Source organism: Lysobacter niastensis, from assembly GCF_031457115.1.
Taxonomy (GTDB): Bacteria; Pseudomonadota; Gammaproteobacteria; order Xanthomonadales; family Xanthomonadaceae; genus Lysobacter_J; species Lysobacter_J niastensis_A.
Window position 1 is genome coordinate 957,690 of sequence record NZ_JAVDVY010000002.1, and the last position, 17,014, is coordinate 974,703.

Genomic DNA, 17,014 nt, shown 5'->3' on the forward strand with positions numbered 1-17,014 from the left:
GGCTCCCATCGCGTGCGGCGCCCGCTATCCTGTCGCCATGAGCCAGACCCTGTCCCTGATCGAGGCCGCCTGGGGGATGCAGAGCGGTGACGTGGTCGCCTATCCCACCGAGGCGGTCTGGGGGCTGGGCTGCGATCCGTTCGACGAGAACGCAGTCATGCGCCTGCTCGCGATCAAGGAGCGCCCCCTCGAAAAAGGCCTGATCCTGGTCGCCGGTGCGGTGGACCAGTTCGAAGGCCTGCTCGACTGGGAGTCGCTGCCGCAGGAGCGACGCGACGAGGTGCTCTGCAGTTGGCCTGGCCCACACACCTGGATCGTACCGGCCACCTCGCGCGTGCCGCGCTGGATCACCGGCGCCCATGACGGCGTGGCCGTCCGCGTCAGCGCGCATCCGACCGTGGTCGCGCTGTGCACGGCCTTCGGCAGTCCGCTGGTCTCCACCAGCGCCAACCTCAGCGGCCAGCCTCCGGCACTCCAGCGCGCCGCGCTCGATCCGCATCTGCTCGAACGGATCGACGGCGTCTGCATCGGCGAAACCGGTGGCCTGGCAGCCCCCACCGATATCCGCGATGCCCGCTCGGGCACATTGCTGCGCGCCTGATATCCGCGACGCAACGCGGCCCACATCGCCTTAACAGGCCCGGCCGTAGCGTCGCCAACGCGGCGCTGATCGGCAACGCCGCCTATCGAGGAGGGTGTCATGAATCTCATGCAGGTTTCGTTGTGCGCGATGGCGCTGGCGATCGCGTTGCCGCTGGCGGCTCAGGACAAGCCGCCGCAGATGACGGCCGAACAGCAGGCGATGATGCAGGCCTGGGAGAAGGCCGCAACGCCGGGCGAGCCGCACAAGCAACTGGCCACGATGCAGGGCAAGTGGAACGTCAAGCAGACGATGTGGATGGACCCCAAGAGCGAACCGATGGTGCAGACCGGTTCGGCAACCAACAAGATCGAACTCGGTGGACGCCACCTGCGCCAGGACTATCACGGCCAGTGGATGGGCAAGCCGTTCGAGGGCATCGGCTACACCGGTTACGACAACGTCACCGGCAAGTACTACAGCAGCTGGATCGACAGCGGCTCGACAGGGATGTTCGTTTCCCAGGGCAACTACGACCCCGCCAGCAAGAGCTACGTCTTCAAGGGCGAGTTCGCCGACGCCGCCGCGGGCGGCGCGAAAATCCCGGTCCGGCAGGTGCTGCGTGTCGTCGACAACGACCACCACGTGTTCGAGATGTACGAGACCCGCGATGGCAAGGAAACGAGGACGATGCAGCTCGATTACACGCGGCAGAAGTAGGCGCGCTGACTTCATGACCACGCGACCGACCTGTCCGCAGCTGAACCGCCGCGAGCGAGATTCGGCTGACTGTCGATTCCACGACTGAAGCGGCGCAAGATCCGCTCATGGTGCATCGACCGTTCCGCCTGCCTGCCTTGACCCTGCTGCTGGTGATGGCTGGCATGACGGCGGCTGCGAACTCAGCGGAGATCACCATCTACCGCTGCACCGATGGCAAGGGCCAGCTCACGCTACGCGACTCGCCGTGCAAGAAAGGCGAAACCCAGCAGATCCTGGAGATGCAGCGCCCGGTCGATCCGCCGCGCCGGAAGATCGCGACCTCACCAGTGGAACCGGAACCGGAACCGATGCCTGCTCCAGCCGAATCGACGCCAAACTACGTCGTCGTCAATCAACCGCGCCCGATGTACGAATGCGAGACCTACGAAGGCGAGCGTTATCTCAGCGACACGGCCGAGGGTAATCCGCGCTGGGTGGAACTGTGGGCGCTGGGTTATCCGGTGGCCGTGCAGCGCAATCCGATGGGCGACAACGTCGGCGGACCGAGGCCGCGTCCGCCCGAAACCGGACCCGGTCCGCCGCGCCTGCCGGTGGATGTCGGCCTGGCGATGACGCCGGGCAGCTGGATCCGCGATCCGTGCTATGAACTGGGCCCGGACCAGATCTGCGAGCACCTGCGCGACCGCCATTTCGAACTGGGCCGCCAGTACAACAGTGCATTGCAGGGCGACCGCCAGCGGATCGACAACGAGCAGCAACTGATCGCGCAACGCCTGGACGACGAATGCGGAGGACGCTGATGCGACGTTGGCTGATGACGACCCTGCTGCTCGGCATGGCGACGGCTGCGCACGGCCAGGTGGTGATCTACCGTTGCACCGACGCCAGCGGCGCATTGACCATCCAGAACAACACGCCCTGCCCCAAGGGCAGCACGCAGCAGCGTCGCGTGGTCGAAGCAGCGCCGGTTGGCTCGCCTCCGCCCGTCTTCGCTCCGCCCGCCAGGCCCACCGCCCCGGCAACACCGTCGCGACCCGCGGAGCACGTCCAGCCTTCACCGGCGAAGGTCGAGTCCGCGAACATCCCCGATGCCGAACGCCTTCCGCCGCCGGCACTGTACGAATGCCGCACCTACGACAACGGCATCTACCTCAGCGACGACGGTCATCCGCCGCAGCGCTGCGCGCCGTTGCGCGTCACGGGCCTCGGTGGCGGCGGAGATCGCGCGGGAGCAACGGCGGCCTGCCAGATGGTCGACGACCAGTGCCAGCGCATCCCCGACGGCGCGCTGTGCGTGAACTGGAAGCAGCGCCTGCGCGAGGCCGAGTCGCAACTGCGCTTCGGCGTGGCCGGGCAGCGCGACCAGGCCCAGGCCGAAGTCGAACGGATGCAGCGCATCGTTCGCGAGAGCACCTGCGGACGCTGATTCCGCCGATCCGCTCGCCCCGACTCCATACCGCGTCTTCTCGCCCGGGCGCGCAAACTGCCCGGCAGGTTTCGCTTCGCCCTCCTCCATGCACCCTTCGGTCGCACGACGCTCCCTCCTGCCCTGGCGAACGCTGGCCGTCGCGCTGGGTTTTGCGCTGCTCGTCTTGGTGTTGTCTATCGATCAGATCCACCTGTGGCTCAGGGATCTGCTGGCCACCGCCGAACCGGTGATCGCGACCTATCCGGTTTGGGGCGGCGTGGCTTTCGTGCTGGTGTCGGCCCTGTCGGCGATGCTCGCCTTCCTCTCCAGCGCGCTGCTGGTACCCGTCGCCGTGTACAGCTGGGGCGCCACCACGACCGTGATCCTGTTGTGGTTGGGCTGGTGGATCGGTGGCGCGTGCGCGTTCGCCATCGGCCGGTTGTTGCGTCGGCCGCTGATCAAGTCGGCGCGGGCGGAGCGCCTGGTCCTGTTCTATGGCGAACGACTGCCACGCAATGCGCAGTTCCCGCTGGTGCTGGTGTTGCAACTGGCGCTGCCATCGGAAGTGCCGGGGTATCTGTGCGGCCTGCTCGGCGTGCGCTTCACCACCTATGCCTCCGCGCTGGTGCTGGCGGAACTGCCCTATGCGGTGGGCACGGTGATGGTGGGACAGGGACTGATCGAACGCCGCGCCGGCATGTTGATGGCCGCCATCGCGGCGGGGCTGGCCCTGAGCCTGGGAGCGGTCTGGCTGCTGCGCCGGTGGGTACACCGGTAATCGTCGCGCTGCCCTGGATCAGAACCCGTAGCGCAGGAACCCGCCGTCCACGGCGATGCACTCGCCCGTGATGTAGCCCGACGCCGGCAGGCACAGGAACGCCACGGCCGCGGCGACTTCCTCCGGCTCGCCGATGCGCCCCAGCGGCGTGCGCAGCAGCACCTCGTCCAGGTAATCCGGATCGGCCAGCTTGTCGGAGGTGCGGCGCGTGCGGATGTACCACGGCGCCACGGCATTCACGCGGATGCCGTCCTCGGCCCATTCGACGGCAAGATTGCGCGTCATCTGGTGCATTGCCGCCTTGCTCATGCCGTAGGGCGCGCCGGTGCGCACGTGGGTCGCGCCGGAGACGCTGCCCACGTTGACGATGCTCGATGCAGCATGGCGGGTCAGCAGCGGATAGGCGTAGCGCGACAGCTCGAATGCGGAGAACAGGTTGACCTCGAACACCTGCCGCCACTCGTCCTCGGTGTAGTCGGTCGCGGGCTTGCTGATGTTGCCGCCGGCGTTGTTGACCAGGATGTGCAGTCCTTCGCCGAAGTCCTCGACCCAGTCGAGCAGTTCGCGGCGCTGTTCTTCGTCGGCGACGTCGGCGACGAAGGTGTGCACTTCGCGCTCGGCATAGTCTTCGATCAGTTCGGCGCGCGTGGACTCCAGCGCGGTGGCGTCGCGCGCCACCAATAGCACGTCGGCGCCGAAGCCGAGCAGTTCGCGCGCGACCGCGCGGCCGATGCCGGCGCTGGCGCCGGTGACCAGCGCGAGTTGTCCGTCGAGACGCCAACGCTTCGGATCCATGCCCACTCCGTGTGCTGAAAGGTGGCCGCGGTGCGTGTTGGCCCACGGCGGCCGGGGTAGCATAGCCGTCGGATCAGGCGAGGGGACTGATATGACGCGTGCGTGGATCTGCGGGATCGTGGCGGTCGTGGCACTGATGGTCGGCTGCTCCAAGCCGAAGCCGCCCGAGAAGGATCGCCCCGTGGAGCCGCAAGCGACGCAACTGCGCGACGCGATCCAGGCGCCTATCGAAAAGGCCCGGCAGGTCGAGGGCGATGTGCAGGAAGCCGCCGATCAGCAGCGCGCGGCGATCGAGGCGCAGGGGGGCTAAGCACTGCCTTCGCCCCAACCCTCCCCGCAGGCGGGAGAGGGGCTCGATCAGGTACGCAGTGAAAATTCGTTCGATCCCTTCTCCCTGCCAAGGGAGAAGGTGCCCCGGACTTGATCCGGCGGCGGATGAGGGCGCTCTTGCCGTGCGATCAGAACCCGCAGAAGCAGTGCGCCAGCGCCTTCACTGGCACGCCACGCGTCGGCGTGATCGCGCCTTCGAGGAAACGCAGGTCCGCGGCCGCCTGCGGCGACGCCTTGGCCAGCAGGCGCTGGGCGATGTCCGACTCGCGCAGCCACGCGCCGCCGATGCGGCTGCCGACGAAGCCGGCGAACAGCCGCTCGAATGGCGTCGCCGTTTTCTCGATGTAACGCACCTGGTATTCGCCCGCCTTGCCGAGCTTGGCGCGCTTGGCGACGAAGTCGAGCGCCTGCTGCTGGCCGCCCAATTCGTCCACCAGCCCGCGCTCCTTCGCCTGCGCGCCGCTCCACACGCGACCGCGGGCGATCTCGTCGACCTGCTCCACCGGCTTGTTGCGCGCGGACGCGACCCGTCCGGTGAAATCGCGATAACCCTTGTCGATCACTGACTGGATCACCTGCCCGACCTCCGGCTGCAGCGGACGGGTGATGTCGAACGCGCCGGCAAAGCGTGTGGTGCCGACGCCGTCGGCGTGCACGCCGATCTTGTCGAGTGCGCGCGGCAGCGTCGGGATCAAACCGAAGATGCCGATCGAACCGGTGATGGTCGAAGCATCGGCGTAGATGCGGTCGGCGTTCATCGAGATCCAGTAACCACCCGACGCGGCCAGGTCGCCCATCGACACCGCCACCGGCTTGCCGGCCTTCTTCAGCCCGACGATCTCGCGACGGATCTGCTCGGAGGCGAATACCTCGCCGCCCGGCGAATCCACGCGCAACACCACGGCCTTGACCTTGTCGTCATCGCGCGCCTCGCGCAGCAGCTCCGCAGTGGTGATGCCGCCGATCCGACCCGGCGGCTGTTCGCCGCTGACGATCTCGCCCTCGGCCACGACCACCGCCACCTGCGGACGCGGATCGACCGCCTGCAACGCGCTGTCGAGGTGCGTGATGTATTCGTCCAGCGATGCCTGGCGGAAGCCGCCGTCGGCATCGGTGTCCTCGACGCCGCGCTTGGTCAGCAGGTCGTCGACTTCCTCGCGCGTCTTCAGGCCATCGACCAGCTTGGCCTGCAGCGCGTACTTGGCCAGGTCGCCCTGCACGGACTGGATACCCGACGGCAACTGTTCGATGCCCTGTGCCAGCTGGGCGGCGTCGAGCTTGCGTGCCTTGGCGATGTCGGCGAGGTAGCGCTGCCAGACATCGTTCATCCAGTACAGGTCGGCTTCCTTGGCTTCCGGCGAGGCGGCGTCGAGCACGTAGGGCTCGGCGGCGGATTTGTACTCGCCGACCTTGAACAGGTGCACGTCGACGCCGAGCTTGTCCTGCAACGCCTGCCGGTAATAGGTGCGATAACGGCCCAGGCCTTCCAGCAGCAGCCCGCCCATCGGATCGAGGTAGACCTCGCTGCCCTGCGCGGCGAGCAGGTACTGCTTCTGGTCCATCATCTCCGAGAACACGATCACCTGCTTGCCGCTGGCCTTGACCCGCGCGATCGCGTCGGAGACCTCGCGTAGCGACGCCATGCCACTGGCCTGCATCTCGTCCAGGCGCAGCACCACGCGCTCGATGCGCTTGTCGGACTTGGCCGCGTCCAGCGCGCGCAGCAGGTCGCGCAGCTGCACTTCCTCGGCGCGTTCACCCAGCGCGCTGCTCAGCGCGCGGGTCAAAGGATCGCGGCTGTACTGCTCCACCAAGTCGCCTTCCGGCGCGATCACCAGCGTGGTGCGATCGAGCAGCGGCTTGGTGCGCGGGCCGGCGCCGAGCACGGCCAGGAACAGGATCAGCAACGCGAAGAACAGCAGGTTGAGCACCAGTCGCCTTGTGAAATTCATCGCCTCCCAAAGACCGACGAAGAAACGGGCGATGGGACCGCGACGCGCAGGTACATTCATTGCAAGGGCTCCTTGACTACCACCGCAGCGTACTCGCAGGTCGTGGCGGATTCACCCGCCATTCGTAACACGGTTATTTGGCGCTCGGTTATGCCCGGATGGCGACGCCGGCGCCTATCCGTGATTACGGACCCCGCATCACCAGCCGGTCGGGATGGCTTGAGCGCACGAAGCGCAGGCCCAGCAGCAGCGCGGCCACCGTCAGGCCGGCGATCAGCCCGATCCACATGCCCTTCGGCCCCCAGCCCAGGCCCAGGCCCAGCCCGGCGCCCAACGGCATGCCGATGCCCCAGTACGCCAGCGCGGCGAGCAGCATCGGCATGCGCGTGTCCTTCAGCCCGCGCAGCGCGCCGGCCGACAACACCTGCACGCCGTCGGGGAACTGGAACGCGGCCGCATACAGCAGCAGGGCGGCCGCCAGCGCCGCCACCGCCGCGTCGCGGGTGTAGAACCCGACCAGCAGGTCGTTGCAGGTCAGCAACACGATGCCCGACAGCAGCTGCGTGCCCAGCACGATGGCGTAGCCCGCCCACGCGGCGCGTCGCACGCCGTGGAAGTCGCTGCGCCCCAGGGCATGGCCGACCCGCACCGTGGTCGCCTCCGCCAGTCCCATCGGCACCATGAAGCACAGCGCCGCCAGGTTGATGGCGATCTGATGCGCGGCCGCCGGAATCTGGCCCAGCCGCCCGATCAGCAGCGCGGTGGCGATGAACAGGCCGCCCTCCATCAGGATCGTCACGCCGATCGGCAAGCCCGTGGCGAGCAGACCGCGGATCGCGGGCCAGTCCGGTGCGTCGAAACGTTCGAACAGTCGCAGGTCGGCGAAGCGGCGCGAGCGCCACAGCACGATCGCAAAACCTATCGCCTGCAGCCACAGCATGATCGCCGAGGCCAGGCCAAGCCCGCCGGCGCCGAGTTCAGGAAAACCGAAGCGGCCGAAGGTCAGCACGTAGCCCAACGGCGCCAGCACCAGTAGGCCGCCGGCACTGAGCAGCATCGTCGGCAGTGTCCAATGCAGTCCCTCGCTGAGGTAGCGCATGGTGAAGAACAGCGTCAGCGCCATCACGCCCCAGCGGATGCCGTGCAGGAAGTCGGTGACGCCGGGAATGATCTCCGGGGCGATGCCCATCGGCCCCAGCGCCATCGGGATGAAGCTCAGGAACGCGAACAGCAGCACGCCCAGGCCCAGCGCCAGCCACAGCGCCTGCCGGAACAGCGCGCCGATCTCGCCGCGGCGACCGGCACCATCGAGTTGCGACACCGACGGCGGCACCGACAGCAACGTGCCGATCGGCACCATCATCGGCAGGTACCACAGCGCCGTGCCGATGGACACCGACGCCAGCGTGGAGGTGGCGTGATGGCCGGCCAGCACGTTGTCGACAAAACCGATCAGGCCGGTGGACACGTGCCCGCCCACCAGCGGCGCGGCCAGCAGGGCGGTGGTGCGGATTTCGTCCGACAAGCGGGGACGGGCCGCGGACGGCGGGGACGCGGTTGATGCGGACTTGGTGGATGCAGACTTGGAGGAATCGGCAGACATTTGCAGCAGGCTTCAGGCGCACGATTGCGGCCGCGCGACCGCATCCTGTGTCGGGCGCTGGCGCCGGGTCGCGGCGGCCCGCTATCTTAGCCGCCTGATCTGAACAGGCGTTCACGACCGTATCGAACGCCGGCTTGCGAACATGGCATGCAAGGCAGGTCGATCGACCGCGTGGGAGCACGCATTCGAATGCACGCAGCGCCCCGGGGAGAGGCCACGAACGAAATGACAGCCAGCGACCACGCCACGCCGACCCATTGCGAGAACTGCCACGAGCCGCTACACGGCCAGTACTGCTACGCCTGCGGGCAGTCGGTGATCAATCCCGTCCGCCACGCCAGCCATGCACTGGAGGAGGTGTTCGAGTCGTTCTGGCATCTGGACGGGCGAATCTTCCGCACGCTGCGCGACCTGATCGCGCCGGGCCGCGTCGCCCTCAATTACCTGGCCGGCCACCGCGCGCGCTACGTCGCGCCGCTGCGCCTGTTCGTCATCCTCAGCGTGGTGACGTTCTTCGTCGCGCAGTTCGCGATCCGCACCGACGCCGGAACGGGCCCCGACCCGATAGTGCAATTCGACGACAACAACTCCACGGGCGATGAAGGCAAGCGATTCCAGCAGGCCGACACGATCGCCGAGGTGGAGCAGATCCGGGCTGAAACCCTGAAGGAACTGGGGCAGGCACGCGCGACGGTTCCCGCGGCGGTGCCTGGGGCGCGCAAGGGCATCGATGCGGCGATCGTCGCCATCAACCGCAAGGCCGACCAGCGCGTGGAGGTGCTGCGCAAGGATCAGGACCTGAGCGCCGAACAGGTGGCCGAGGCCCGGGCCGAAGCCGCCGCCATGCGCAAGGACCAGGCGCGGGTGGAGGCCGGCGGCGCGCCGAAGAAACCGCTGCTGGAAACAGCGCCGACGCTGGCCGATGTCGAGCGCCTGCGCGACGAGAAGCTCAAGCCGCGGCAGGAGCGCCTGGCCAAGCTGCCGGCCGACGCCGTCACGGCGCGCAAGGTGGAGCTGCGCGAGATCCGCTCCACCAACCTCACCGCCGGCTGCCGCGCCGCGCAGTTGCAGATCCAGCACGCCACCGCGACCGAAGGGCCGCGCACGCGCAAGGCCGCTGACGATGCCCGCGTCTACGGCGACAACGAGTGCGGCGACATCGACTTCACCATGTTCGGCACTGAGCCGTGGGACGAGGAGGCCAACCCGGTCACGCTCGGTTCGGCGCCTCAGTTCGTCAACCGCTGGCTCAACCGCCAAATCGCGCACGGTCGCGAGAACATCGCCCGCGCGCAGAAGGATCCGAGCCTGTACTTCCGGGCGCTGGTGGGCGCGGTGCCGTCGGCGCTGTTCCTGCTGGTGCCCGTCTTCGCGCTGCTGCTCAAGCTCGCCTACCTCGGTTCCGGCCGCCTGTACCTGGAACACCTGGTCGTGGCCCTCTACAGCCACGCCTACCTGTGCCTGGTGATGCTGGCGTTCTTCCTGCTGCTCGTGATCGACCATGCCATCGCGCCGCATTGGGCAGGATTCAGCTGGATCAGCGGCCTCATCGGCACGCTGTTGTGGTTGTGGCTGCCGGTCTACCTGCTGTTGATGCAAAAGCGCGTGTACGGCAATGGTTGGCCAGTCACGCTGCTGCGCTATCTGGTGATCGGCAACCTGTACTTCGTTCTGCTTACGTTCGCCGCCGTGTTCCTGGCGATCGCCAGCATCGTCCGGATGTGATGGCATGAACCAACCAGAAGTGGTCTACGCGGTCGCGCTGGACGTCGATGCCGCCGTCATCGACGACTACCTGGCGTGGCTGCGGGCGCACATGCGCGAGATCGCAGCACTGCCCGGCTTCACCGGCGCGCAGTTGTTCGAGCAGGACGAACCGCGTGCACAGGGCGGGCGCGTGTGCCTGAGCGTGCACTACACATTGCGCGACGAGCAGGCGTTGGAGACGTACCTGCGTGAGCATGCCCCGCGCATGCGCGCGGACGGCGAAGCGCGGTTCGGCGGGCGCTTCCGCGCCACGCGGCAGGTGCTGCGCCGCATCGACACCGCGTAGGCCGGTCGACGGCGGCGCGAGTCAACGCGCCAGCCGCTGCCGCAACCAATCGTCGCGATTGATCGGCGCGGTGGACAGCAATTCGCGTCGCAGCGCGGCGCGTTCCTGCGGCGGGGTGCGCTGTACCAGCACCGACAGGTCGACGCGCTGCAATGGCGTCATCGTGCGCAAGACCTGCAGCATCGAACGGTGCTCGTCGTGCGGCAGTTGCGCCAGCAGCGGCTGCAATGCGGCGTAGTCGGCGCCCAGCACGGGGCCGAGCAACCAACCGCGCCGCTGGCTGCGGTCCATCGCATCGAATTCCTGGTGCAGCGCCAGCTGCTGGTCGGGTGGCAATGCCGCGTAGCGCTGCATTGCCGCCTGCACTTCCTGTTGTTCCGCCGGCGTCAGCGAGCGCCACGCGGCATAGCGCTCGCGCAGCTCGGCGCGTTCGACCGGCGGTTGCGCCTCCCAGGTCTTCAGCCTGCTCTCGAACGCGCCGCGCTCGGCCGGCGTCCATTTCACCCAGCGTTCGGCGCGCGACTGCAGGACCAGCCGCGCCTCCGCCGGTAGCGAGGGCAGGATGTCGGCGAAGTCGGCCAGCACACCCGTCGTCGACAACGCCGGACCGGCGACGAGGCAGGCCAGCAGCAGGGCCGGCATCGTCAGGCGTGCGCGCGACTCAGAGTCCGGACGCATCGTCGGAGTCCTCGCTGGTTTCCAGATGCGATGCATCGGCATCCGGCAAAGCGGCCGGCGCCGCCTCGGTGACGGTCAGTGCGGCCGGACGCAGCCCGGCGTCGCGCGCCGCCAGCCAGCTGTAGAAGTCGAGTTCGCGCGCGTGGGCCTGGCCTTCGACGTCAGCCAGCAGGTCGAAGTCGCGGTGCGACAGGCTCGCCGCCTCGTCGCCGTAGCGGGTGGCCGGTTCCCCGGAGGGCGGCAGCGGTTGCACGCGGATCCCGCGGGCATTGCCGATCAGTCCTCCGAAGCCTCCCGGCGGCCACCAGAAACTGGCCGCGAACGCCGCGGCGCACAGCGCCAGCAGGCTCCACAGCAACGGCATCAGCCAGCGCGGGCGGCGGGACGGCGGGCGCGCAGCAGCGGTTCCCGACGCAGACACCGCCGACGCGGCGTCGCCGCGCAGCACCGCTTCGCGCAGGCCCGCCAGCCGCAGCAGCCGCTCCGGCGGCAGGGCCTTGATGCGGCGATGGACCTGCTCGCGCAGGCGCTGCCAGGCCTCAGGGTCGGCGCGGCCGTCGGCGTGGCGCGGCAACGCGCGCTGCAAGGCCAGTCGATAGGCCGCGGGGCTCACGCCCAGTGCGCCGGCGGCCTCGCCCTCGGACAGGCCCGCCGCCAGTCGCAGCAGCAGGGCCGCGCGCGGGCCGCTGCCGAGTTCGCCGAGGCGATCGGTCGCGTCCAGCGGCAGCGCGACCTGGCTGCGATAGCGCAGCCGCGGCTGGGCCAGCAGCAGCGACCAGAAACGGCTCGGCCACTCGGCCATCGGCAGGGTCGCGGCATCGTCATGGAAGCGCCGCATGGCCGCGTGAAGGGCTACGTCGCCGTCGCCGGCATCGCCCGACTGCAATTCGGCCAGCACGGCGCCGCGCCGCTCGACGCCACGCAAAAAGGCCGCCAGCGCCGCGGAGGACGAATGGTTCGAAACGTGATTCGAAACGGGGGAAGGACTCATCGCGACTGCATCACCATGCCCGAATCATAGCGATGCCGAGGGCTCGCCAAACCGCTTGACACGCGGTGAAAACCTGCTCCCCCAGGTGGGTTATGGCTTTCGCGGCGAAAGCGGTTGTGCACAGCAGTAAAAGCTTGTCCACGAGCCATTTCGGTTTTCGCGTGTGAAGACGCGCGTCACTTTTGTTTCACAATCATGTTGTTGATTTATAAGAGAATATCCACGTTGGCACTTTTTTCGCCATCGTGGCCCAAGCGCTTGTTACAGCGATATCGCGCTGATGTTCGCCGGCTCCATGCACAGACTTATCCACAGTCGGTGTGGATAAGGACGAATCTTCTTTTGCCACAATCACTTGCGTGCGCTTTGTCACAGAACACAAAAGTATGAGTTGCAACTGGTACAGGCGCCTAAGGGCGCGCCCTCGGTAGACTGCAGGCATGCCCCCGGCCCCCGTTCAGCCCAACTCGCCGACCCCGGTTTGGAAGGTCGCGCTGCCGCTGCCCCTGCCCCGCCTGTTCGACTACCAGCCCCCCTCCGGGGTCATGGCCGCGGCATCGGATGTCGGCGCACGCGTGCGGGTCCCGTTCGGCACGCGCGAGCTGGTGGGGGTCATCGCGGCCTGCGCCGAGCCCGATAGCGACAGCCCGGAGCTGAAGACCGCATTCGCCCTGCTCGACCCGGAGCCCCTGTTCCACGGCGAGCTGCTGGAGTCCTTGCGCTGGCTGGCGCGCTACACCCACGCGCCGCTCGGCGAGGTGCTGGCGACGGCGTTGCCGGCGCCGCTGCGGCGCGGGGAACCGCTGGCCGACACTCACGCCTGGGTCTGGCAACTGACCGAAGCCGGCCACACCGCGCGTGAGCGCCTTCGCGACGGCAGGCCGCGCAGGCTGGCAGACCGCCTCGCCGGCGGACCCTGCGACGAGGACCTGCTGGATGAGGCGGGCGACGACGACTGGCGCAGCGCCGCCCGCGCCCTGGCCAAGCGCGGCCTGGCCGAACGCCTGGCCGTTCCCGCCGTGCCACGCGCGCCGATACCGCAGCCGGGGCCTGCGTTGAATGCCGAGCAGCAGGCGGCGGTCGATGCGGTCACGGCGGCCGGCGACGGTTTCGCGGCGCTGCTGCTCGACGGCGTCACCGGCAGCGGCAAGACCGAGGTCTACCTGCACGCCATCGCCGATTGCCTGGCGCGCGGCCGCCAGGCGCTGGTGCTGGTGCCCGAGATCGGCCTGACCCCGCAGACCCTGGCGCGCTTCCGCGCCCGCCTCGGCGTGCCGGTACATGCGCTGCACTCGGGCCTGAGCGACGGCGAACGCGCGCGGACCTGGGCGGCCTTCGCACGCGGCGAGGCGCGGGTAGTGGTGGGCACCCGCTCGGCAGTGTTCCTGCCGCTGCCCGAGGCCGGGCTGATCATCATCGACGAGGAGCACGACGGCAGCTTCAAGCAGCTCGACGGCATCCGCTACCACGCCCGCGACTTCGCGCTGGTACGCGGTAAGGCGCTGGGCGTGCCGGTGCTGCTGGGCAGCGCGACGCCGTCGCTGGAATCGCTGCGCAACGCCCAGGCCGGTCGCTACGCCCACCTGCGGCTGCGCGCGCGCGCCGGGGCGGCGCAACCGCCCCGTGTGCGCGTACTCGACGTGCGCAAGCGTCCGCTCGAGGCCGGGCTGTCGCCGGAGTTGCTGGATGCCATCGAGCAGGCGCTGCAGGCCGACGGACAGGTGCTGGTGTTCAAGAACCGGCGCGGCTACGCGCCCGTGCTGCTGTGCCACGACTGCGGCTGGAGCGCGCAATGCCAGCGCTGCGACGCACCGATGACCGTGCATGCCGGCGGACGCCGCCTGCAATGCCACCACTGCGGCGCGCGCCGGATGGTGCCCAATGCCTGTCCTGATTGTGGCGGGCTGGCGCTGCAGGCGCAGGGCGCCGGCACCGAGCGCATCGAGGAGACCCTGGCCGCGCGCTTCACCGACGTACCGGTGCTGCGCATCGATCGCGGCACCACGCAGCGACGCGATGCCCTCGAACAGCACCTGGCGCGCTTCGGCACGCAGCGCGGCATCCTGGTCGGCACGCAGATGCTGGCCAAGGGCCACGACCTGCCCAACCTGACGATGGTCGCCGTGGTCGGCATCGACGAGGGCCTGTTCTCGGCCGACTTCCGCGCGCCGGAGAAGCTCGCGCAGTTGCTGATCCAGGTGGCGGGACGCGCCGGCCGTGCCGAGCGCGCCGGCGAAGTGCTGTTGCAGACGCACCACCCTTCGCATCCGTTGCTGGGCACGCTGCTGGCCGGCGGCTACGGTGCTTTCGCCGAAAGCGAACTGGTGCAGCGCGAAGAGGCTGGCTTTCCACCGTTCGCGCACATGGCGATGCTGCGCGCCGAAGCCAAGCAGGCCGATGCCTGCGACGCGATGTTGCGCGCCGCGCGTGAATTGCTGCGCGAGGCGAGTCCGTCGCTGGAACTCCATGGACCGCTGCCGGCACCGATGCCGCGCCGCGCCGGTTTCCAGCGCGCGCAGCTGTTGTTGTCGTCGCCCGACCGTCGGGCGCTGCATGGCGCACTCGACGCGGCGCTGCCGGCGATCTACGCCTTGCCGGAGGCGCGCAAGGTGCGCTGGTCGCTGGATGTGGATCCTGTCGACCTGTACTGATCGGCCCTCGTCTCGCGTCCGCCGCGCCACACCCACGCCGCGAACACGTACAGCGCCAGCGCGATCAGCAAGGTCGCACGCAGCCCGAACGCCATCGCCAACAACAACGCCGCGATCGCCGAGATCACCGAAGCGCAGCCGTTGATGCCCCACGCCCACGGCACCAACGCCGGCGCCGTGCGTGCCAGCCGTGCCAGCCCCAGCGGGAACGGCATGCCCATCGCGAACGCCAGCGGCGCGATGCCGGCCAGCCCGAGCAGCGCACGCGCCCACACCGGCCAGGCGGCGGCATAAGCGAACGCGGTGTAGAACACCGCGAACTGCCACAGCAGACCGAACGCGATGGCACGCACGGCCCAGCGGATCTTCAGCGCGATGGCCCCGTCGGACACCGCATCGCCAGACACCGCATCGGCGTGGCCCAACCAGCGCTGCGCCTGCCCGCTGCCCAGCCCCGCGCACAGCAGGAACGCGGCCAGGCCCGCATTCACCGCCAGCAACGGATGTCCCACCAGCAACGTCAGCCGCGACAGCGTGGCGATCTCGACGAACAGGAACGCCAGTCCCAGCGCGAGGAAATAGGCCCCAGCCCGCCACCGCGACGGCAATGCCGATACTTCTGCCTGGTCACCCGGCCGTGGCCGCAATGCACCCAGCGGCAGCAACACCAGCAGCAGCGCGATCGGGACCGCCTGCACCAACGCCGCGACCAGCAGCAGATAACCCGAGTCCATCAGCACCGCACTGCCCTGCTCGCGTAGTCGCCACAGTTCCGGCAGGCTGCGCCATCGGAAGAAATGGTTGAAGTACGGTCGGTCGTCGGTGGCCGGCTCGATCTCGAACTGGTAGTCGCGCACGAACCCTCGCGCCTTCGGCGACAGCAGCGCATCGACGCCATCGAACAGGGTCGGCGGCTCCAGCACGTGGAAACGGTCGGCCGCGGGCATGCGGTAGCCGGGGACGTGCACCGGGTCGAATCCTTGTTCGTCGATGAAGATCCGCAGCGCCGCCAGCGCCTGCTCACTCAGCGGCTGCCGCGCGATCACCCAGGTGCTGGCGTCCCAGTTGCGGATCGCCGCCAGGTGACTGCCCGGCTGCCGCACGCCCTCCGCGCGCAAGGCCTCGATGGCGGTGGCGAACAACTTGAGTTCGTCGCGCGGTGGCTGCTTGTTCCAGCGCGTGACGACGACCATGCCGTCCGGCGTCAGCTTGTGCAGGTAGTCGCGCATCGCCTCGACCGTCAGCGCGTATTGTTCGGAAGCAGCCTGCACGCCGGCACCGCTGCTGGCGAACGAGTCGCCACCGCCGAGCACGATCAGGTCGTAGCGCGCGCGACTTGCGCGCACGAATGCGCGCGGCTCGGCCACGTAGGCATGCACACGACGATCGCGGTAGAGACCGCCGGAATACGCCGAATACCGGTCGCCGACCAACTGCATGCGCTGCGGATCGAGTTCGACCGCATCGACTCGCCCGGCACCCAGTTGCAAGGCCTGCAGCACGTCCAGGCCGCCACCGGCGCCGAGCACCAGCACCGAATGCGGCGCATGCATGCGGTAGGGCAACGCCGAGGCCATCTCGCCGAGCCAGTCGCGCGCGCACGCGGTGCCGTCGTCGCGCACGATCACCGACAGCGCATCGCCATCGGTGTACATGCCCAGCTGCACGGGCGGCTCCAGCGCATAGCCCAGGCTGAGCCCGGGCGCGTACCGCAACGGAACGCGCGGACTTTCGAGTACCGCCAGCGCGCCATAGGGTCCGGTGCGTTGCGCGAGGATGCGCGCCTGCGGCAGCAGCAACGATTTGCTCAGTCCCTTGTACTGATTCGGTCGCGGCGCCATCGATTGGAGCGGCATCAGCACCAGCGCGGCCGCGACCAGCACGGCAGCGAGCTGATGGACGCGGTGCGTGGCCACGAGCATCGCCGCCAGCGGCGCGCATAGCGACGCCAGCAACAGGCCCCGCCCTTCCGGCAGGTAGGTCAGGGCCAGCGCCGCCAATGCGCCGAGGCCTGCCCCTGCCAGGTCGGCGCCGTACAGCATCGGGATGCGCGAACCGTGGCGGGCGAACGCCAGTCCGAAGCAGCTGGCGGCAAAGAAGAACGGCACCGACAGCAACAGATACAGCGCGCTGAGCCACAGCAATTGGCGCGGATCCCAGACCAGTTCCAGCCCGTTGAACGGAATCCAGTGCGCGAGCATCGGCACACATGCCGCAGTGACCGCGAACAGCAGCGCGCACGCTGCGAATGCTCCATCGAACGTCGTCTCCAGCCGCGCGCGGCGCAGCCACAGGCTCAACCAGGTTCCGCTGGCGCCATGGCCCAGCAAGGCCAGGCTGATGATCATCACCGCGAACGGATGCCAGTGCTCGATCGCCAGCCAGCGCATCAGCAGCAACTGGTAGGCCAGCGCCGCGGCCGAAACCAGCCCGATCGCCAAGGCCAGCGGCCACGGACTGCGACCCGTCACG

Annotated in this window: 15 protein-coding genes; 9 read left to right on the plus strand and 6 right to left on the minus strand. The window is 68.8% G+C overall.

Annotated elements, in window-relative coordinates:
- The first annotated feature begins 37 nt into the window (after positions 1–37).
- From J2X06_RS13685 to J2X06_RS13705, 5 genes are all read left to right on the plus strand, one after another.
- On the plus strand, positions 38–601 hold the full coding sequence (locus tag J2X06_RS13685) for a Sua5/YciO/YrdC/YwlC family protein (protein WP_310063276.1): 564 nt from the start codon (positions 38–40) through the stop codon (positions 599–601).
- A 99-nt stretch (positions 602–700) separates the two neighbouring features.
- Positions 701–1,300: a DUF1579 domain-containing protein gene (locus J2X06_RS13690; RefSeq protein WP_310063278.1), complete on the plus strand. Its 600-nt coding sequence runs from the start codon at positions 701–703 to the stop codon at positions 1,298–1,300.
- A gap of 107 nt (positions 1,301–1,407) precedes the next feature.
- Positions 1,408–2,103: a DUF4124 domain-containing protein gene (locus J2X06_RS13695; protein WP_310063280.1), complete on the plus strand. Its 696-nt coding sequence runs from the start codon at positions 1,408–1,410 to the stop codon at positions 2,101–2,103.
- Positions 2,103–2,729: a DUF4124 domain-containing protein gene (locus J2X06_RS13700; RefSeq protein ID WP_310063282.1), complete on the plus strand. Its 627-nt coding sequence runs from the start codon at positions 2,103–2,105 to the stop codon at positions 2,727–2,729. Before J2X06_RS13695 ends, J2X06_RS13700 begins: the two co-directional genes overlap by 1 nt.
- An 88-nt stretch (positions 2,730–2,817) precedes the next feature.
- A complete protein-coding gene (locus tag J2X06_RS13705; RefSeq protein WP_310063284.1) occupies positions 2,818–3,489 on the plus strand; it encodes a TVP38/TMEM64 family protein in 672 nt (223 codons plus the stop codon).
- A gap of 18 nt (positions 3,490–3,507) precedes the next feature.
- On the opposite strand, the gene J2X06_RS13710 is transcribed toward J2X06_RS13705, so the two are convergent.
- Positions 3,508–4,284 (minus strand): SDR family oxidoreductase, encoded by a 777-nt coding sequence (locus J2X06_RS13710; RefSeq protein ID WP_310063286.1) that lies wholly within the window; start codon positions 4,282–4,284, stop codon positions 3,508–3,510.
- 91 nt (positions 4,285–4,375) lie between these two features.
- Here J2X06_RS13710 and J2X06_RS13715 point away from each other — a divergent pair, with 91 nt between their 5' ends.
- The gene (locus J2X06_RS13715) at positions 4,376–4,594 is read left to right on the plus strand and encodes a hypothetical protein (protein WP_310063288.1); all 219 of its coding nucleotides are present in this window, start codon (positions 4,376–4,378) and stop codon (positions 4,592–4,594) included.
- Positions 4,595–4,742: 148 nt separating this feature from the next.
- On the opposite strand, the gene sppA is transcribed toward J2X06_RS13715, so the two are convergent.
- Positions 4,743–6,626 carry a signal peptide peptidase SppA gene (sppA, locus tag J2X06_RS13720; RefSeq protein ID WP_310063290.1) on the minus strand — a complete coding sequence of 628 codons (1,884 nt, stop codon included), beginning with the start codon at positions 6,624–6,626 and terminating at the stop codon, positions 4,743–4,745.
- Between the two features lie 124 nt (positions 6,627–6,750).
- The gene (locus J2X06_RS13725; protein ID WP_310063292.1) at positions 6,751–8,169 is read right to left on the minus strand and encodes an MATE family efflux transporter; all 1,419 of its coding nucleotides are present in this window, start codon (positions 8,167–8,169) and stop codon (positions 6,751–6,753) included.
- Positions 8,170–8,394: 225 nt separating this feature from the next.
- Between J2X06_RS13725 and J2X06_RS13730 the strand changes: the two genes are divergently transcribed.
- Together J2X06_RS13730 and J2X06_RS13735 are read left to right on the plus strand one after the other, a co-directional pair.
- Complete coding sequence (locus J2X06_RS13730) at positions 8,395–9,894, plus strand: DUF3667 domain-containing protein (protein ID WP_310063294.1); 1,500 nt, start codon at positions 8,395–8,397, stop codon at positions 9,892–9,894.
- Positions 9,895–9,898: 4 nt separating this feature from the next.
- Positions 9,899–10,222: a DUF4286 family protein gene (locus tag J2X06_RS13735; protein WP_310063296.1), complete on the plus strand. Its 324-nt coding sequence runs from the start codon at positions 9,899–9,901 to the stop codon at positions 10,220–10,222.
- 21 nt (positions 10,223–10,243) lie between these two features.
- Here the strand turns inward: J2X06_RS13735 and J2X06_RS13740 are convergent, their stop codons facing one another.
- Together J2X06_RS13740 and J2X06_RS13745 are read right to left on the minus strand one after the other, a co-directional pair.
- A complete protein-coding gene (locus J2X06_RS13740) occupies positions 10,244–10,900 on the minus strand; it encodes a DUF3106 domain-containing protein (RefSeq protein WP_310063298.1) in 657 nt (218 codons plus the stop codon).
- Positions 10,884–11,891, minus strand: coding sequence for a hypothetical protein (locus J2X06_RS13745; RefSeq protein WP_310063300.1), 1,008 nt, complete (start codon positions 11,889–11,891; stop codon positions 10,884–10,886). The genes J2X06_RS13740 and J2X06_RS13745 overlap by 17 nt, the downstream gene beginning before the upstream one ends.
- A gap of 440 nt (positions 11,892–12,331) precedes the next feature.
- Here J2X06_RS13745 and J2X06_RS13750 point away from each other — a divergent pair, with 440 nt between their 5' ends.
- A complete protein-coding gene (locus tag J2X06_RS13750; protein WP_310063302.1) occupies positions 12,332–14,542 on the plus strand; it encodes a primosomal protein N' in 2,211 nt (736 codons plus the stop codon).
- Here J2X06_RS13750 and J2X06_RS13755 read toward each other — a convergent pair.
- Positions 14,476–17,013 carry a hypothetical protein gene (locus J2X06_RS13755; RefSeq protein ID WP_310063304.1) on the minus strand — a complete coding sequence of 846 codons (2,538 nt, stop codon included), beginning with the start codon at positions 17,011–17,013 and terminating at the stop codon, positions 14,476–14,478. The genes J2X06_RS13750 and J2X06_RS13755 overlap by 67 nt on opposite strands.
- Position 17,014 lies beyond the last annotated feature (1 nt).

Excerpts from the sequence above, each read along its gene's own strand:
- sppA (WP_310063290.1), bottom strand. The coding sequence starts at position 6,626 with ATGAATGTACCTGCGCGTCGCGGTCCCATCGCCCGTTTCTTCGTCGGT.
- J2X06_RS13745 (WP_310063300.1), bottom strand. The coding sequence starts at position 11,891 with ATGAGTCCTTCCCCCGTTTCGAATCACGTTTCGAACCATTCGTCCTCC.
- J2X06_RS13715 (WP_310063288.1), top strand. The coding sequence starts at position 4,376 with ATGACGCGTGCGTGGATCTGCGGGATCGTGGCGGTCGTGGCACTGATG.
- J2X06_RS13725 (WP_310063292.1), bottom strand. The coding sequence starts at position 8,169 with ATGTCTGCCGATTCCTCCAAGTCTGCATCCACCAAGTCCGCATCAACC.
- J2X06_RS13695 (WP_310063280.1), top strand. The coding sequence starts at position 1,408 with ATGGTGCATCGACCGTTCCGCCTGCCTGCCTTGACCCTGCTGCTGGTG.
- J2X06_RS13735 (WP_310063296.1), top strand. The coding sequence starts at position 9,899 with ATGAACCAACCAGAAGTGGTCTACGCGGTCGCGCTGGACGTCGATGCC.
- J2X06_RS13690 (WP_310063278.1), top strand. The coding sequence starts at position 701 with ATGAATCTCATGCAGGTTTCGTTGTGCGCGATGGCGCTGGCGATCGCG.
- J2X06_RS13740 (WP_310063298.1), bottom strand. The coding sequence starts at position 10,900 with ATGCGTCCGGACTCTGAGTCGCGCGCACGCCTGACGATGCCGGCCCTG.
- J2X06_RS13685 (WP_310063276.1), top strand. The coding sequence starts at position 38 with ATGAGCCAGACCCTGTCCCTGATCGAGGCCGCCTGGGGGATGCAGAGC.
- J2X06_RS13730 (WP_310063294.1), top strand. The coding sequence starts at position 8,395 with ATGACAGCCAGCGACCACGCCACGCCGACCCATTGCGAGAACTGCCAC.
- J2X06_RS13750 (WP_310063302.1), top strand. The coding sequence starts at position 12,332 with ATGCCCCCGGCCCCCGTTCAGCCCAACTCGCCGACCCCGGTTTGGAAG.
- J2X06_RS13700 (WP_310063282.1), top strand. The coding sequence starts at position 2,103 with ATGCGACGTTGGCTGATGACGACCCTGCTGCTCGGCATGGCGACGGCT.
- J2X06_RS13710 (WP_310063286.1), bottom strand. The coding sequence starts at position 4,284 with ATGGATCCGAAGCGTTGGCGTCTCGACGGACAACTCGCGCTGGTCACC.
- J2X06_RS13705 (WP_310063284.1), top strand. The coding sequence starts at position 2,818 with ATGCACCCTTCGGTCGCACGACGCTCCCTCCTGCCCTGGCGAACGCTG.